15 protein-coding genes are annotated in these 15,798 nt (G+C 67.1%); 9 read left to right on the top strand and 6 right to left on the bottom strand.

The window, feature by feature from the left end; genetic code table 11:
• Nucleotides 1-32: 32 nt before the first annotated feature.
• Together ACQPW1_RS26095 and ACQPW1_RS26090 are read left to right on the top strand one after the other, a co-directional pair.
• Nucleotides 33-620, top strand: a complete 588-nt coding sequence (locus ACQPW1_RS26095) for a TetR/AcrR family transcriptional regulator (protein WP_433654154.1) — start codon at nt 33-35, stop codon at nt 618-620.
• A 59-nt stretch (nt 621-679) separates the two neighbouring features.
• Nucleotides 680-1,381 (top strand): dienelactone hydrolase family protein, encoded by a 702-nt coding sequence (locus tag ACQPW1_RS26090; protein WP_433654153.1) that lies wholly within the window; start codon nt 680-682, stop codon nt 1,379-1,381.
• A gap of 73 nt (nt 1,382-1,454) precedes the next feature.
• Here ACQPW1_RS26090 and ACQPW1_RS26085 read toward each other — a convergent pair whose 3' ends face one another.
• The gene (locus ACQPW1_RS26085) at nt 1,455-2,237 is read right to left on the bottom strand and encodes a crotonase/enoyl-CoA hydratase family protein (protein WP_433654152.1); all 783 of its coding nucleotides are present in this window, start codon (nt 2,235-2,237) and stop codon (nt 1,455-1,457) included.
• 159 nt (nt 2,238-2,396) lie between these two features.
• On the opposite strand from ACQPW1_RS26085, the gene ACQPW1_RS26080 reads away from it, so the two are divergent.
• On the top strand, nt 2,397-3,584 hold the full coding sequence (locus ACQPW1_RS26080; RefSeq protein WP_433654150.1) for an AI-2E family transporter: 1,188 nt from the start codon (nt 2,397-2,399) through the stop codon (nt 3,582-3,584).
• Nucleotide 3,585: 1 nt separating this feature from the next.
• Here the strand turns inward: ACQPW1_RS26080 and ACQPW1_RS26075 are convergent, their stop codons facing one another.
• Together ACQPW1_RS26075 and ACQPW1_RS26070 are read right to left on the bottom strand one after the other, a co-directional pair.
• Complete coding sequence (locus tag ACQPW1_RS26075) at nt 3,586-4,251, bottom strand: enoyl-CoA hydratase-related protein (protein ID WP_433654149.1); 666 nt, start codon at nt 4,249-4,251, stop codon at nt 3,586-3,588.
• A gap of 34 nt (nt 4,252-4,285) precedes the next feature.
• Nucleotides 4,286-4,900, bottom strand: a complete 615-nt coding sequence (locus tag ACQPW1_RS26070; protein WP_433654148.1) for a TetR family transcriptional regulator — start codon at nt 4,898-4,900, stop codon at nt 4,286-4,288.
• 517 nt (nt 4,901-5,417) lie between these two features.
• Between ACQPW1_RS26070 and ACQPW1_RS26065 the strand changes: the two genes are divergently transcribed.
• Entirely contained in the window at nt 5,418-5,966 is a 549-nt protein-coding gene (locus tag ACQPW1_RS26065) for a TetR/AcrR family transcriptional regulator (RefSeq protein WP_433654147.1), read from the top strand.
• A 14-nt stretch (nt 5,967-5,980) separates the two neighbouring features.
• On the opposite strand, the gene ACQPW1_RS26060 is transcribed toward ACQPW1_RS26065, so the two are convergent.
• A complete protein-coding gene (locus tag ACQPW1_RS26060; protein ID WP_433654146.1) occupies nt 5,981-7,840 on the bottom strand; it encodes a Na+/H+ antiporter in 1,860 nt (619 codons plus the stop codon).
• Nucleotides 7,841-7,965: 125 nt separating this feature from the next.
• Here ACQPW1_RS26060 and ACQPW1_RS26055 point away from each other — a divergent pair, with 125 nt between their 5' ends.
• The 4 genes from ACQPW1_RS26055 to ACQPW1_RS26040 all read left to right on the top strand — a co-directional run bounded on the left by ACQPW1_RS26055 (nt 7,966) and on the right by ACQPW1_RS26040 (nt 13,054).
• A complete protein-coding gene (locus ACQPW1_RS26055) occupies nt 7,966-8,868 on the top strand; it encodes an alpha/beta fold hydrolase (RefSeq protein ID WP_433654145.1) in 903 nt (300 codons plus the stop codon).
• Between the two features lie 166 nt (nt 8,869-9,034).
• Complete coding sequence (locus ACQPW1_RS26050) at nt 9,035-9,655, top strand: TetR/AcrR family transcriptional regulator (RefSeq protein WP_433654144.1); 621 nt, start codon at nt 9,035-9,037, stop codon at nt 9,653-9,655.
• A gap of 154 nt (nt 9,656-9,809) precedes the next feature.
• Nucleotides 9,810-10,781 (top strand): enoyl-CoA hydratase/isomerase family protein, encoded by a 972-nt coding sequence (locus tag ACQPW1_RS26045; protein ID WP_433654143.1) that lies wholly within the window; start codon nt 9,810-9,812, stop codon nt 10,779-10,781.
• A complete protein-coding gene (locus ACQPW1_RS26040; protein WP_433654142.1) occupies nt 10,778-13,054 on the top strand; it encodes a molybdopterin-dependent oxidoreductase in 2,277 nt (758 codons plus the stop codon). The genes ACQPW1_RS26045 and ACQPW1_RS26040 overlap by 4 nt, the downstream gene beginning before the upstream one ends.
• 117 nt (nt 13,055-13,171) lie before the next feature.
• Here the strand turns inward: ACQPW1_RS26040 and ACQPW1_RS26035 are convergent, their stop codons facing one another.
• Complete coding sequence (locus ACQPW1_RS26035; RefSeq protein WP_433654141.1) at nt 13,172-13,879, bottom strand: M23 family metallopeptidase; 708 nt, start codon at nt 13,877-13,879, stop codon at nt 13,172-13,174.
• A gap of 210 nt (nt 13,880-14,089) precedes the next feature.
• On the opposite strand from ACQPW1_RS26035, the gene ACQPW1_RS26030 reads away from it, so the two are divergent.
• Nucleotides 14,090-14,386: an ArsR/SmtB family transcription factor gene (locus ACQPW1_RS26030; protein WP_433665338.1), complete on the top strand. Its 297-nt coding sequence runs from the start codon at nt 14,090-14,092 to the stop codon at nt 14,384-14,386.
• 273 nt (nt 14,387-14,659) lie between these two features.
• On the opposite strand, the gene ACQPW1_RS26025 is transcribed toward ACQPW1_RS26030, so the two are convergent.
• Nucleotides 14,660-15,646: a glycosyltransferase family 9 protein gene (locus ACQPW1_RS26025; protein ID WP_433654140.1), complete on the bottom strand. Its 987-nt coding sequence runs from the start codon at nt 15,644-15,646 to the stop codon at nt 14,660-14,662.
• Nucleotides 15,647-15,798: the final 152 nt, after the last annotated feature.

Below are 15,798 nucleotides of genomic sequence, written 5' to 3'. Positions count from 1 at the left end.
GCCAGCCCGTCAAACGCCCCAGACAGCCGCGAATGCAGCTGGAGGTCCGGCGCGAGCAGGTACTCGACGCCGCACTGCGGCTGGTCACCCGGCACGGCTACGCGGCGATCACCATGGAGGCCGTCTCGCGCGAGGCCGAGTTGGCCAAACCGCGTGTCTACGCGGCCTATCCGGGCGTGGAACCGCTGCTGCTCGCACTCTTCGACCGTGAAGGGCAGCGAGCGCTGGCGACACTGGCGGAAGCGATGCCCGTCTTCACCGACGACGCGGACTTCGACGACATCCTCGTCGCCGCGATGATGAACCTGCTCACCGCGGTCCTCGCGAACCCGGATTCGTGGCGTCTGCTGCTCCTGCCCGCCGTCGACGCCCCGAGCCAGGTCCGGGAACGATCCGAGGCAGCCATGCAGTTCGCGCTGGATCAGCTGCGCGCGCTGCTCGAATGGGGGCGCGATCGACGCTCCGGCCTCGCCGACATGGACCTCGAACTGCTGGCCATGTCCCTGCTCGCGGCGGGCGAGCGCGCCGGGCACCAGGTCCTCACCGACCCTGAGCAGTTCAACATTGCCCGCTACGAACGGTTCGCCCGCAGCATGCTGGCCGCCCTCGCGCCCGAGTGATCGGCTAGTCGGCAGTTAGTGCTGTACATGTCTGAGACACTGACCTAGATTCGGTGGGCATGAAGACGATTGAGCTCACCGCGCCCGATGGACGGCTCGAAGCGGTACTGGCGCGCCCGTCCGGGGACGGGCCGTGGCCGGGCGTTGTGGTGATCCACGACGGGGTGGGATTCAGCGCTGATTTGCGGCGGACCGTCGATATGCTGGCCGACTACGGCTACCTGACGATCGCGCCGAACCTCTTCTCCCGAGGGCGAGTGCGCTGCATTCGGACGATAATGCGGTCGCTGATGTTCACCGGTGACGGGCCGCCGGTGCGTGATGTGCTCGCGGCGCGTGACCGGCTGGTCGCCGAACCCGATTGCACCGGCCGCACCGCAGTGGTCGGTTTCTGCATGGGCGGTGGATTCGCGTTGCTGGTCGCGCCGAAGGGTTTCGACGCGTCCGCACCGTTCTATCCGTCGCTCTACGGCGACTACCGAGCCATGCTCGACGGTGCCTGCCCGGTGGTCGCCAGCTACGCCCAACGCGACCCGATCCTGATCGGCGCGCCACGCAAACTGGACGAAGCGTTGACCGAGCTCGGCGTCGAGCACGACATCAAGGTCTATCCGAAGGTCACCCACGCCTTCGCCAACGTCACGCCCGTCGACCCGCTGCTGCGCGTCACCGGCCTCGGCTACAACGAGGACGCCTCCCGCGACGCCTGGCAGCGCATCTTCAGCTTCTTCGACACCCACCTCACCGGACCGCGTTCATGATCAGCGGGAACTGGTGCTGCTGGCCTCTGGCGATACCAGCACCAATTCCCCCTGATCATGAAAACCGGCGGAGTTACTCGCCGCGCCACTGCAGGGGGCGCTTTTCGGCGAAGGCGCGGGGGCCTTCGAGGGCGTCCTTGCTGATGAACACGGGGCCCGCTTCCTCCAGGCTCATCTGCCAGATCGGGGTATCCCAGTCGGAGCCGAAGTCGTTGACGCGGTGCATGATTCGCTTGGAGGCGCGAACCGCCATCGGTGCGTTCGCGGCGATGGTCTCGGCCAATTCGAGTGCGGTGGCCAGCACCTGATCGGCGGGCACCACCCGGTTGACCAACCCCCACTGCGCGGCACGCGCCGCATCGATCGGGGCACCGGTCAACGCCATCTCGAGCGCGATCTTCGGCGGCACCGCACGCGGCATCCGCAGCAATCCGCCTGCCGCAGCGACCAATCCGCGCGTCACCTCGGGCAACCCGAGGGAGGCCTCCTCGCACATCACCGCGAGATCGCTGGCCAGCACGATCTCGGTGCCGCCACCGAGCGCGAACCCGTTGACCGCCGCGATGAGTGGCTTGTCCACGAAATGCTGTACCAGCCCGGCGAATCCGTACTCCGGATGCGCCGGATCGTGAATCACGTTGCCGCGCGCCAACTCTTTGAGATCGGCCCCGGCGCAGAACGCGCGCCCGGCCCCGGTGATCACCCCGACCCGCAACTCCGGATCGGCGGCGAGTTCGTCCAGCGCGGCACCCACCGCACTCGACAATGCGGCATTGACCGCATTCATCGCCTCGGGGCGATTCAGAGTGATGACGGCGATGTGCCCCTTGCGTTCCAGCACGGCTGCGGCGGTCAAAGTGTGCCCTCCTTCAGAAGATCATTCGAACCTACCGGGACAAAGCCGGGCGGCACGGCGACATCCCGGTCAGCGGACGGCGTCTGCCCGGCGATCCGACCCGCGCCGCGCGGCGCGCAATGACCTGCTCGGGCCTCGGCCTCGTGCAAGACTTGGCGCGTGAGTGGGCCGAGCGAAGACATTCAGCACAACACCAGCAAGCCTGGCGAGCAGCCGGACAAGAGCGGCGGCAGTCACGCGGTGCCTGATCGCGGCGACGTGATCGGGTCCGGCATCATCTGGCTCGCGAAATGGGCGCTGTGCATAGTCACGATCGCGGCGGGCGCGTGGGTGCTGATGTATCTGCTCGCGAAGCTGTGGGTGGTCGTCTTGCCGGTGGCGCTCGCGATCGTCGTCGCGACCGTGTTGTGGCCGCCCACTCGTTGGCTCACCCGGCACGGCTTGCGTCCCGCGTTGGCGGCGAGCATCACGATGGTCGTGTTCATCGGAGCGCTGGCCGGAGTGATCGCGCTGATCGTGCCGTCGGTGGTGGACCAGGCGCCGGACCTCGCCGACAAGTCCACCGCCGGTGTCAATCAGGTGCGCGACTGGATGCAGGGGCCGCCGTTGCGGATTCGCGACGAGCAGCTCAACTCCGCGGTCGACGCGATCGTGTCCCGGTTGCAGTCGAGTGCCGCGCAGATCGCGGGTGGCGTGTTCAGCGGGGTGTCGACGGCGACGTCGGTGTTGATCACCCTGTTCCTGGTGCTCGTACTGAGCTTCTTCTTCGTCAAGGACGGGCCGCGGCTGCTGCCCTGGCTGCACGCCGTGCTCGGCAGCCGCAGCGGCCGTCATGTCGAGGAGGTGCTGGATCGGATCTGGGGCACCCTCGGCGGTTTCATCCGGACGCAGGCGCTGGTCAGTTTGATCGACGCGGTGTTCATCGGTGCGGGGCTGGTGATCCTCGGGGTTCCGTTGGCGTTGGTGCTCGCGGTGATCACGTTCATCGGTGGCTTCGTGCCGATGGTCGGTGCGTTCGTGGCCGGTGCGCTGGCCGTGCTGGTCGCGCTGGTCGGCAACGGGTTCACCACCGCGTTGATCGTGCTCGCCATCATCGTCGCGGTGCAGCAGTTGGAAGGCAATGTGCTGCAACCGGTTTTGCAGAGTCGCAGCATGAAGCTGCACGCGGTGCTGGTGTTGCTCGCGGTCACCGCGGGTGGGTCGCTGTACGGCATCGTCGGTGCGTTCCTCGCCGTCCCGGTCGTGGCGGTGGTCGCGGTGATCGTCCGCTACGTCGGTGAGCAGATCGATGTGGTCACCGCCGCGCCCGCGGAGTCGGACGACGAGGTCCAGCCCGCACCGGAGTAGATCAGTCGGTCTGGCGGGCCGCCTTAAGGGCAGTGAGTGCGCTGGCGAACATCGTGTTCTTGATGGCGCCGAGGGTGCCCGAGTCCTTGCCGCCGAGCGGAGCCAGCAGAGCGAGGGCGGTGTCGGTGATCGCGCCCTCGGCGGCGGTGGCGTCGACGATATCGACTGCCAGCGCGTCGGTTCCGCCGAAACGACGGCCGGTGGTCATCGAGGCGACCGCGGCTTTCGGGGTGAGCTTGGCCTGGATGAGCGCGGCCATGCCCTCGGTGAACGGGATGCGGATGTCGACCTCGGGGAAGCAGAAGTAGCCGCGATCGGCGCGCATGACGCGGTAGTCGTGGGCGATCGCCAGCATGGCGCCGGCGCCGAAGGCGTGACCGGGCAGGGCCGCGGCGGTGGGGACGGGCAGGGCGAGTACCCGCGCGAACAGGGCCTGGACCTCGCCGACGTACCACTGGGTGCGGTCGCTGTTGCCGCCGAGCCAGTCCAGGTCGAGACCGTTGGAGTAGAACTTTTCGCTGGCGGTGGTGATCAGGCCCTGTGCGCCGTCGGCGAGCACGGTGTCGAGGTGGGCGTTCACCGCATCGAGAAAGGTTGGCGTGAAGCGGTTTTCGTCGTCGCCCAGGTTGAGGACGGCGATCTTGTCGTGGTAGCTCAGGATCGGCATGAGATTCCTTAGGTGATGGGTTTCGTGAACGTTGTTACTGTCTCGGTGGTGGACCCAGCGCGAGGACAGCTCGCACTGCCGCGCTGAGTTGTTCGCGGGCAAGGGGATTGGTGAACCGTTTGCGGCGCAACAGGATCGCGGTGGGCAGGTCGACCAGGCACAGGTTGAGTACGTCGACCGCGCGACCGTCGCCACGATCCCACAGGTGGCGCGACAGCCGGATCATCAACTCCACCAACACCTTGTCGGTATCCGCGAGCTCGGTCGCGATGTCATCGGGCACCTCGCCGAGTAGTTCATCGCGCTCGATGGTGAGCAGCAATCGGGACGAGGTCGGGAACTTCTCGGCGAACACCACGGGTGCCTCGGCTGCCGCGACCACCGCATCGACACCATCCTGCCGATCCGGTCCGTCCAACGCGCCGTCGACCAACGCGGACTGCAACGCCAGGAACCGATGCGCGGCCCGCAACCAGGTGCGCCCGAGTAACTCCGACCGTGAACCGAACGTGTGATAGATCGCGCCGTTGGACACTCCGGTCGCCGCCGCGACGGCGCGGGTGGTCACCGCCGCCGGTCCCGATTGCACGGCCAGCGACTCTGCGGCATCGAGCACGATGTCGGGATCGTGGGTGCGGGGGCGAGGCATGCGACCACAATAACAGAGCGAGCGCTCTGCTATTTGACCGAGGGCTTTCGATCTTCGCGCGCGATCGGCCTGTGGTGTACGGCGTGCGTGCTGCTGGTCGGCCTCGCGTGCACACAGTTGGCTGCCGGTAGCTGGGCGTGCCTGCGATTCGTTTCCGGGAATTCGTGCGTGAGCCGTCGCTTGCCTCCGGTGTCGGCCTGTCTCAGGTAGTCACGCGTATCTCGGGCCGCTCGGCCTGCTTCGGCAGACGTGTATGTCTTCGGTCGAGTCGGCGATTCTTGTGCGCTATCAGTTAGCTTCGAACGGTCAGGCGCTTGCGGCAGCTTCTCGACCTTCGAGTGCGCTTTCAGCGGTCTCTCGATTTGCGCACGCGCACTACGTATTTCACCAGGTAACAGGTACTTGGGGTCGCCGGAACGGGGGGCGGTGGCTTGGCTATCCTCGTACGAGCCGACGAGACAATGGGGTACTGTTCGGTCCTCGCACCCCTGCCCGAACGAACAGAACGGCGCCCGGCATGTCACGTGTGGTCACCAAGGAGCAGTACTTCGACACGGCTCTGGAGGTGCTCGCCGAACTCGGGTTCAAGGGGCTCAACATCGGCGTGCTGTGCCGTCGGCTCGGGGTCACCAGCGGCTCGTTCTATCACCACTTCGGCAGCTGGCAGGGGTTCGTCGACGTGTTACTCGAGCACTGGGAGAACCGGCAGGTGCTGATCCTGCGCACGCTGAAGTTCAACCAGGGCAACCCGGACGACGACATTCGCGCCATGTCCGACCTCGCCGCCGGCCTGCACCACCGCGCCGAAGCCGCGATCCGTGCCTGGGCCGCGAACGACGAATCGGTGAACCTGGCACTCAAGCGGGTCGACGAATCCCGCAGGCGCACAGTGCAGAAGGCGATCAAGGGTGTGGTCGGCGACGACGACACCGCCACCGTGGTGACCTCGCTCGGCATGGCGATGTTGATCGGTTACCAGCAGATCGCCGCGGGTGGCGACGAGGTCTCCCTGGACAAGCTGCTCAACGAATACGCGCGCCTGATCTACTCGCACGCCCGCCGCTGATCGTCGCGTACTGCTCAGCCCAGCAACTCGTCCACATAGCACCAGCGCCACGCCTCGCCGGGCTCCACGCTGCGCATGACCGGGTGCCCGGTGCTGCCGTAGTGCTTGGTCGCGTGGTTGCCGACCGAGGAATCGCAGCAGGCAATATGCTTGCAGGACAGGCACATTCGCAGATGTACCCAGCTCAGTCCCTCGGCGAGGCATTCTTCACAGACATCCGGGCCGCTCGGCTCCATGACCAGCGGGGCGGCCTCCAGGTGCGCGCAGGTATCGCCCGCGTTGGGCGCGGAGAGCGGTTCGAGGGGCTCTTCCTCGGTCTCGTCGTATCGGTCGATCATCGACTCCTCGAGATCGAGCCGGGACAGCACGTATTGCAGGATTTCGTAGTCGGCCCCACCGGAATCGCGTACGCGCAGAACCGTTTCCCGTTCCGCGCGCAGCATCTCCAAGCGCAGCCGCCGGTACTCCGCGGTCGGTGTGGCCAGCTCGGATTCGGCGCGGCCGAGGCGTTCCCAGGCGGCATTGGTCTTCCAGGTGACCCGGTCGCGCAACGAATCGACCACCGACGCGGGCGTTTCCGGGGTGATCCACTTGTCGAGCTCGATCAGGCCCGCCGTTGTCGCCTGCTGGAGCAGGTTCGCCTTCTGTAGCGCGTTCTCGGCGCGACTCGGCCCGCGCAGGTGCAGCAGTCGCACCAGCCAGGGCAGCGAAGTGCCTTGCAGCAGTAGCGTTCCCGCGACGACAACCAGCGCGAGCAGCTTCAGCACCGGCAGCTGCGGGGTGTCCTCGGGCAGCAGCAGTACCGCGGCCAGGGTGACGACGCCACGCATGCCCGCCCAGGACACCACCGTCGAATGCCCGATCGGCACACCTCCGGAATGGTGTCCGAGTCGGTGAATCAGCAACGACCACGGGAAGATCCACAACGGTCGCGCCAACATCGTCGCCAGCAGCACCCCGATCGCGGCCACCACCACGGTCCCATGATCGAGCCCGCTACTCCACGCACCCTCGAGGATCGCGCGCACCTGCAACCCGATGATCACGAACACCGAGCTCTCCAGAATGAACTGGATGGTGCGCCAATTGGTGCGTTCCGCGATCCGCGACGCCGCGCTCTGCCACACCGGCGCGCCGTGCCCGAGGATCATGCCGCAGGTGACCACCGCGATCACCCCGGACGCGTGGATCCCTTCAGCAGGCAGGTACGCAGCGAACGGCGCGAGGAACGACAGCGTCGTATCCAGCACCGGGTCGGTGATCCGACGACGAAGCAGCGCAAGCAGATACGCCACGACCACGCCGACCGCGGCGCCACCGCCCGCCGCGAGCAGGAAGTCGCCGCCCGCCTGCCACACCGACACCGTCCCGGCCGACGCGGCGATCGCGGTGCGCAACGCCACCAGCGCGGTCGCGTCGTTGAACAGCGACTCGTCCTCGAGGATTGTGACGATCTGCCGCGGCATCCCGATCCGCCTGGCCACCGCCGTCGCCGCCACCGCGTCCGGCGGCGCCACCACCGCGCCGAGCGCGACCGCGACCGCGAACGGCACCGGCAGCAACCACCACACCACGGTCGCGACAGCGAACGTGCTGAACAGCACCAACCCCACCGAAAGCGACGCGATGGTGCGGACGTTGGCGCGGAAATCCACCAGCGAGGTCCGGATCGCCGCCGTGTACAGCAGCGGCGGCAACAACCCGAGCAGGATGATCTCCGGATCGGGATGGATCTCCGGCACGAACGGCAGGTACGACGCCACCACCCCGGCCAGGGTCAGGACGAGGGGTTCGGACACTCCGAATCGGCGGGCCAGCGCCGCGAGCGCTGCCGCTGAAGCAACAAGAACCACTAGGCCGATCGCGACATGCACTGTCGCATTCTCGCAGAGCGCATCGACGGCAACTCTGCCCGCAGTAGATGACACGTCCGGTGTCGACGGATTTCCTGTGCAAGAGGGGTTCAGGGTCCATGCTTGTCGGCGACAAGGAGGTAGGCATGGAGGAGTTTGCGTCCTGGCGGGCGAACGGCAGGCGGTTCACCCACCGCGGTCACCAGATCTTCTATCGCGACGACGGCGGTGGTGCCGACGGCACGCTGGTCTGCATCCACGGGTTCCCGACCGCGTCCTGGGACTGGCATCGCATCTGGCCGGGGCTGTGCTCGCGGTTCGCTAGGGTGCTCGCGCCGGACATGATCGGCTTCGGCTGGTCCGCCAAGCCGCGGAATTACCTGTACTCGATCGCCGATCAGGCCGATATTCACGAGAATCTGTTGCGGGAGCGGGGGATCGACCGGTTCCACATCCTCGCCCACGATTACGGCGACACCGTCGCTCAGGAATTGCTGGCCCGCGATAGTGAGCGCCGCGCCGCGGGTGACGAGTCGCTGGTGATCGAATCGGTGTGTCTGCTCAACGGTGGGTTGTTCCCGGAGACGCATCGGGCCCGGTTGGTGCAGCGGCTGCTGGCGAGTCCGCTCGGGCCGTTGGCCAGTTTCTTGGCGACCGAGCGCGCGTACACGGCGAGCCTGTCTTCGGTGTTCGGGAAAGACACCAAACCGACCCGGGAAGAACTCGATCAGTTCTGGACGCTGTGGTGCAGTAAACGCGGTAAGCGCAACGGGTACAAGCTGATCCGCTATATGGGTGAGCGTCGCAAGTACCGTGAACGGTGGGTCGGTGCCCTGCGTGACACGCCAGTTCCGCTGCGCCTCATCGATGGTTTGCTCGACCCGGTTTCCGATGCCCACATGGTGATCCGGTTCCGCGAACTGATTCCGAACCCCGATGTGATCGAACTGTCGAAAGTCGGCCACTACCCGCAGGTGGAAGCGCCCGACGAGACTCTCTCGGCGTTCCTTGATTTCCATGCCACCCGGGTGCCGCACCGGACAGCCTGACAACGAGCTGGCAGGGTGGGCCCGGCGCTCGGGTCTGCCCAGCCACCGGCGTTCTCCCTGGTTGTGGGGCGACGGTGGCCAGTTGAGGGACGGCGGAGACCGGCCAGATCCAGACAGCGGTGTAGGTGCCGTGTCATGTTTATGGCATATCCCATAACATGGCGGTATGGCAGGGACACGCCGAGCGCGTAGTGAGGGTGCTGTACGCCCGCGTCCGGGTGACGCGCGGCGGCGGATGATCGAGGGGGCGGTCGAATCGTTGCGGGTGCATGGCGCCAGCGCGACGAGTGTGGATCGGGTGCTCAGTACTACCGGGGCGCCGCGTGGGTCGGTGTATCACCACTTTCCAGGTGGACGCACGGAGCTGATCAACGACGCGGTCGTGGTTGCGGGGACCATCATGTCCGAGTTCATCGAGCAGCTGACCCGCGAGAACGATCCGGTGACCGCGCTCGATCAGTTCGCGACGCTGTGGCGGCAGACGTTGGTCGACAGCGAGTTCCGGGCAGGGTGCCCGGTGTTCGCCGTCGCGGTCGAAACCAACGACGACGCACCGGAATTCGCCCGCGCGGCCGCCGATGTGTTCGCCCGCTGGGAACGTGCCCTCGCCGAAATGCTTGTCCGGGATGGGATTTCCGAGACCCGCGCCCGCAGCCTCGCCACCCTCACTGTCGCCGCATTCGAGGGTGCGATCGCGCTGTGTCGGGCACAGCGTGACATCACGCCGCTGGACAACGTCATCGGCGAACTCCGTGAACTGATCCCGGCCGTCACCCGCGTCGAATAGCCCTGGCCGTGGTCTTCGGAGTGGGTGGTACCTCTTGACACACCTATTATGGTGGACACCATAATAGGAAACGGTTTCGGGTTCGAGTGAATCGGGTTTGCGCCGAAGCATTCTCGTGAACCCGCCGTTGCCATGCGCATCGAAGGAGCCGCCGATGTCCGCCGCCGATCTCCAGCTGGAGACCATCAAGTTGGTCCAGGACGGTCGGGTGCTGACGGCACGGGTCGTCGCGCCACCGCTCAACTTCGCCACTCCCGAGTTCGTCCGCGATCTGGATGTGCTGACCGCCGCGGTCGACGCCGACGACACGGTGGGCGCGGTCGTGCTCACGGGCGGGCTGCCCGGCCGGTTCCTCACCCACGCGGACCCGCGTGCGCTGATCGGCATGATCGAGCTGCCGCATCCGTTCGTCCCCGCCCGGGCCGCGGCACCGTTCCTGCGGGTCGGCGATCTGGCCATGCGGTTGCCGGGTGCGACGCGACTGGCGGAAAGGTTCGGTGGCGGGCTCGGCGCCGGACTGGTGTGGGGACACCGTTGGAAGAAGACCACGCTCCGGATGAACCGGTCCGGTGTGGTGTATCTGGCCGCGATCAACGGTCCCGCGCTCGGCGGCGGCCACGAGATCGCGCTGTCCTGCGACCTGCGGTATGCCGCCGATGCCGATCACGTCAAACTCGGTCAGATCGAGACCCTGGCCAACCTGATCCCCGGCGGCGGCGGAACTCAACGCCTGTCCCGACTCTTGGGTGCCGCCAAGGCGATTGAGATCACCCTCGAAGGCGCACCGCTGTCCGTGCAAGAAGGCTTCCGGCTCGGACTGGTGCATCGATTGGTCCCAGAGGATCAGCTGCTGGCCGAAACTCAAGCGACCGCAGCGAGATTGGCCACCCGCAACCCGGTCGCCGTCGCAGAAGCCAAGCGCGCCATCTACTTCGGCACCGACAAGTCACTGTCCCGCGGCCTCGATCGTGAGCAGGCCGGGTTCATCTCCGCAGGCACCACCGCCGCAGCCGCCCGCACCACTTCGGCTTTCCTCGATGACCTCGAGCGCCTCGGCGACACCCCGTTCCTCGCTGAGCTCGAGCCCTGGCTCGACGGCACCCGCGTCGACCAGGTCAGCAAATGACCGCCTCCGGTGGCAACACCGTGTCTCGCGACGCAGCCGCCCAGGGGGAGTGGCACAAGACCGCCTGCATCCTCTGCGGAAACAACTGCGGTCTGCTGATCCAACTCGACGACCGGCGCTTCGCCAAGATCCGCGGCGACAAGGAGCACGTCGCCTCCGCCGGTTACACCTGCAACAAGGCGCTGCGTCTCGACCACTATCAGAACGGCGGCGCCCGCCTCACCTCGCCGTTGCGCCGTGAAGCCGACGGCAGTTTCACCGAAATCGACTGGGATACCGCAATTTCCGAAGTCGCCATGCGCCTCATCGAGGTCAAGAACCGCTACGGCGGCGACAAGATCTTCTACTACGGCGGCGGGGGACAGGGCAATCATCTGGGCGGCGCATACAGCGGCGCCCTGCGTCGCGCGGTTGGTGCCCGCTACCGATCCAGCGCCTTGGCGCAGGAGAAGACCGGCGAAGGCTGGGTCGACGGACACCTCACCGGCGGCCACACCACCGGCGACTTCGAGCACGCGGAAGTGTCGGTGTTCCTCGGCAAGAACCCCTGGCAGTCGCACGGCGTCCCGCGCGCCCGCACGGTGCTGCAGCAGATCGCCAAGGATCCCGCCCGCAGCATGATCGTGCTCGATCCGGTGCGCACCGAAACGGCCGACCTCGCCGACATCCACCTGCAAGTCCGGCCGGGCACCGACGCCTGGTGCCTGTCCGCGATGCTCGCCGTCCTGGTCCAGGACGATCTCGTCGACCACACCTTCCTCGTCGAGCACACCACCGACTCGGCGGACGTGCTGCGGGACCTGTCGGGTATCGACGTCGCCGCCTACGCCGAAATCTGTGGCATTCCCGAACATCTCGTGCGCACCGCCGCGCATCGCATCGGTACCGCGACCAGCGTCGCCACCTATGAAGACCTCGGCGTGCAGCAGAGCCCGAACAGCACCCTCATCTCGTATCTGAACAAACTGCTCTGGCTGCTCACCGGCAACTTCGCGAAACGCGGTGCCATGAATCCGCATTCGTGGATGGCGCCGCTGGCCGGGTACAGCCGCGACATCAAACGCACCCCGGTCACCGGCGCGCCCATTCTCGGCGGCATGGTGCCGTGCAACTCCATCGCCGAGGAAATCCTCACCGACCATCCGGACCGGTTCCGCGCGATGATCGTCGAATCCGCCAATCCCGCACACTCGCTTGCCGATTCGGCGAAGTTCCGGCAGGCGCTCGACGCACTCGATCTGGTCGTGGTGCTCGACGTCGCGCTCACCGAAACCGCGCGCCATGCCGACTACGTGCTGCCCGCGGCAAGCCAATTCGAGAAGTGGGAAGCCACCTTCTTCAATCTCGAGTTCCCGCACAACACCTTTCACCTGCGCGCGCCGGTGCTCGATCCGTTGCCGGGTACTTTGGCCGAGCCGGAGATCTACGCCCGGCTGCTGCGTGAGCTCGGTACGGTCGGTCGTGGCAAACTCGCCGTGCTGCGGACGGCCGCGAAACTCGGTCGCCGCCCGTACAAATGGGCGTTCGCCGCGCTGCTCGTGCTCGACAAGTCTCTCGCGGGTGTCGCGCCCTACGTGCTGTACGAGACGCTCGGCCCGACCCTGCCCGGCAACGCCCGTGCCGCCGCGGTGCTGTGGGCATTGGCGCAACGCATCGCCAAGGTCTATCCCACCGGGATGCGTCGCGCCGGACATCGCAGTGCCGATTCCCTCTTCGACGCCATCCTCGCGGGCCGCTCCGGTGTCACCTTCACCGTCGACGACTACGCAGACGCTTGGGACTATCTGTCGTACCCCGACAAGCGAATTCCCTTGGCAATACCGGAGTTACTGCAAGCCGTGCGCGACCTCGCGACCACTCCGGCCACCCACACCAGTGCCGAGTTCCCCTTCGTCCTCGCCGCGGGGGAGCGCCGCTCGTTCACCGCCAACACGATCTTCCGCGACAACACCTGGCGCCGCCGCGACACCGACGGTTCGCTGCGCCTCAACCCTGACGATGCCGCCGCCCTCGGCCTGATCACCGGCGACCACGCCCGCATCACGACCCGTCGTGGCACCGCCATCTCGACCGTGGAAATCAACGACCGTATGCAACCCGGCCACGTCTCCCTGCCCAACGGCCTCGGCCTCGATCTCCCGGACGGTGCCGGCACCGAGCGCACCGGCGTCGCCGCCAACGAACTCACCGACGTCACCTGGCGCGACGCCATCGCGGGAACCCCATGGCACAAACACGTTCCGGCCCGCATCGAGCGCCTCCAGGACGCCTGAGGCCCGGACGCGTGAACGCCCCGGCCGCGAACGTGTCTCCGTTGACACGTTCGCGGCCGGGGCGTTCACCTGAAATGCCGTTCGCGAGCCCCTCATCGACTCGCGAAGTGCATCGGACTAGGGCGTGTTGCCCTGGATGTCGATGCCGCGGGTGGCGAGCCAGGGGAGCGGGTCGATCGGCTCGCCGCTGGGCAGGTGGATTTCGTAGTGCAGGTGCGGGCCGGTGGAGAAGCCGCGGTTGCCGACGGTGGCGATGATGTCGCCCGCGCGGATCTGCTGGCCGACGGTGGTGAGGATGTCGTTGACGTGGCCGTAGATGCCGATGGTGCCGTCGTCCTGCTGAACGCGGACCCACATGCCGAAGCCGCTGGCCGGTCCGGCGTCGATCACGACGCCATCGGTGACCGCGGCGATCGGCGTGCCGATCGGGTCGGCCAGGTCCAGGCCCGCGTGCAGTGCGCCCCAGCGCACGCCGAAGGTGGAGGTCAGGATGCCCGCGATGGGGCGAACGGTCTTGGGCCGGGCAGCTTCGACGGCGAGACGGTTCTGCGCCCACACGACGTTGTCCGGCACGGTCTGCGGCATCTGCGCTTCGCGTGGGGTGAAGGCGGTGAACATGGCCTGCGTTGCCACATCGGCGTCGGCGGCGGCGTGTTTTCCGGCGGTGAGGTGGCCGGAGGTGTTGGTCGACTGCTGGTCGGCGGCGGCTAGCACACCGAGCGAGGCGCTGACGACCGCGGACACGGCCACCGCGCGGGTGGCGGCACGGTGGCGTCGGGTCCGGGTCGCGCCCCGACGGGAAGATAACGGAACGGTCACGGGCATGGAACGAACGTACGGGAGGCAAATGCTGGTTCCGCAATCGTGTGGTTACCGTCACAGCGGTGCGAAAGCCCAGTTCGCGTATTACAACTATGTAACGCAAACGTCCGCCTCGCGTGTTCACCTGGGGGAATTCCGTATTGCGCAGAGTTGACCAAATGGTCGCTCGTTGATCACACTATTTCAGTGGCGACTAATGGAGTTCGCGCCCTCATGGCGCTGTCCGACCCGACCCGCCGCGCCATCTTCGAGGCGCTCCCGCAGGCCCCGCGCGCGGTCGGCGAACTAGCAGAACTCACTGGCGTAACCAGCTCCGGCGTCTCCCAACACCTGCGCGTCCTGCGCGAGGCCCGCCTGGTGATGATGCGCCCAGACGGCAACCGCCGCCTCTACTCCCTCGACCCCCGCGGCCTCGGCGACGCCCGCGACTACCTGGACCAGTTCTGGCCCAGTGCCCTGGCTGCTTACTCCGCCGCGTTGCAGACCGCCCGCACCGACAGCAGCCTTTAGTGGGTCGAACGCGCGCTGTCGCGTCCGAGCCTTCCGCTAAATCGTTGGCGCGCATGAGGTCTCGGTCCCTGACGAGTCTCGGCAGGTAGCTGCTCGCCGCCGCGAGGAACACCGCGCGACGCGGTTGCCCGGGAGGCTACGTCGCACACGTCCATAGCGCATCGCACGCAACAGGCGTCCGCTGGACGTGGGGAGAACCGACCTCGTCTGCGAAGTCGACGAGGAGGTTGCCGGTGATGTGGTTGTGCGAGTCGGCTGCGGTGGGTGGGTCCGTCAGCCGACTCGGCGATAGGGGGTGCGGCGGGGTTGGGTGCCGGTGCCTGGCCAGTTGCGCTTGTTGAGTTGTTTGTCCACGGCGTTGATGACCTCGGTGACGCCGATGCGCAGCAGGCCGGGATCGGGAGTGTCGGCGTCCGGGTCGCCGAGCTGGCCGGCCCAGAGCACGGCGTGCCGGTTCAGCAGGTGCGGGGGCGGTCCACCCCAGCGCGGGGGCGTCGGGCCGAAGATGAGGACGGTGCGGGTGCCGAATGCGGTGGCGAGGTGGGCGACGCCGGTGTCGCCACTGATGACGAGTCCAGCCTCGGCGATCGTGGCGGCGAGTTCGATCAGGTTCTGCTCTCCGGCAAGCACCCGCCCGATCGGCAGACCTGCCCGCGCCGCGATGTTCAGCGCGATCTCCCGCTCGTATTCATCCCCGGTGAGCACGACTTCGCGACCGAGCACCAGCAGATGCCGGACCACGGCCGCGAACCGGTCGGGCGGCCAGCGGCGGGCGGGTGCGCCCGCGCCGACGTGCACGACGACGCAATCGCGATGGCTCGTGGTCGACACCGGCGGCACCAGGCCGAGATTGCGCCGGTCCGCGACGATCCCGTCGGATTCGAGTAGGTGGCACCAGCGGTCCACGTCGTGCATGTCCGTCTGCCACTCGGGGCCATCCAGCTCGGGGAACGCCGGATTGCGGTAGCTGAGGATCCGGCCCGGGTCCGTTTTCTCCAGCTGCACAATGCTTTCGGTGCTCGGTCCATGCAGGTTGACGGCGAGTTGCGGGCCGGGCGCGTCCCAGCGGAGTCCGCCGATCTCGGCGGTCGGCACCATGGCGTCCACCGAGGCGATCAGGTCGACGATCGGCTTCAGCCGGTGCGGCGCGGCGAGCACGATGCGGTCGTGTGGCTTGGCGCGGCGTAGCGCGCGGAGGGCAGGGACCCCGGTAAGTAGATCACCAAGGCCCCGCGCCTGCAGCACGAGTACAACCGCCACCCTCTTCTCCTAGCCACCCGAGACTCACGATTCCGACCCACCCGCTGCACCCCATGGGCGTACACGACGAGAGTCACTTAGGTATGACTACCCGAGCCAAACCGGCGATAAACCCCGCTAGCGATCGCCCCGTGTGCTTTGGCGCACTAACC

The sequence above is a fragment of the Nocardia sp. CA-128927 genome (assembly GCF_050955855.1).
Taxonomy (GTDB): domain Bacteria; phylum Actinomycetota; class Actinomycetes; order Mycobacteriales; family Mycobacteriaceae; genus Nocardia.
The sequence above is the reverse complement of the archived record's forward strand: the minus strand, read 5'-3'. Positions and strand labels throughout refer to the sequence as shown.

Excerpts from the sequence above, each read along its gene's own strand:
- ACQPW1_RS26040 (WP_433654142.1), top strand. The coding sequence starts at position 10,778 with ATGACCGCCTCCGGTGGCAACACCGTGTCTCGCGACGCAGCCGCCCAG.
- ACQPW1_RS26095 (WP_433654154.1), top strand. The coding sequence starts at position 33 with ATGCAGCTGGAGGTCCGGCGCGAGCAGGTACTCGACGCCGCACTGCGG.
- ACQPW1_RS26090 (WP_433654153.1), top strand. The coding sequence starts at position 680 with ATGAAGACGATTGAGCTCACCGCGCCCGATGGACGGCTCGAAGCGGTA.
- ACQPW1_RS26050 (WP_433654144.1), top strand. The coding sequence starts at position 9,035 with ATGGCAGGGACACGCCGAGCGCGTAGTGAGGGTGCTGTACGCCCGCGT.
- ACQPW1_RS26065 (WP_433654147.1), top strand. The coding sequence starts at position 5,418 with ATGTCACGTGTGGTCACCAAGGAGCAGTACTTCGACACGGCTCTGGAG.
- ACQPW1_RS26075 (WP_433654149.1), bottom strand. The coding sequence starts at position 4,251 with ATGCCGATCCTGAGCTACCACGACAAGATCGCCGTCCTCAACCTGGGC.
- ACQPW1_RS26055 (WP_433654145.1), top strand. The coding sequence starts at position 7,966 with ATGGAGGAGTTTGCGTCCTGGCGGGCGAACGGCAGGCGGTTCACCCAC.
- ACQPW1_RS26030 (WP_433665338.1), top strand. The coding sequence starts at position 14,090 with ATGGCGCTGTCCGACCCGACCCGCCGCGCCATCTTCGAGGCGCTCCCG.
- ACQPW1_RS26035 (WP_433654141.1), bottom strand. The coding sequence starts at position 13,879 with ATGCCCGTGACCGTTCCGTTATCTTCCCGTCGGGGCGCGACCCGGACC.
- ACQPW1_RS26070 (WP_433654148.1), bottom strand. The coding sequence starts at position 4,900 with ATGCCTCGCCCCCGCACCCACGATCCCGACATCGTGCTCGATGCCGCA.
- ACQPW1_RS26045 (WP_433654143.1), top strand. The coding sequence starts at position 9,810 with ATGTCCGCCGCCGATCTCCAGCTGGAGACCATCAAGTTGGTCCAGGAC.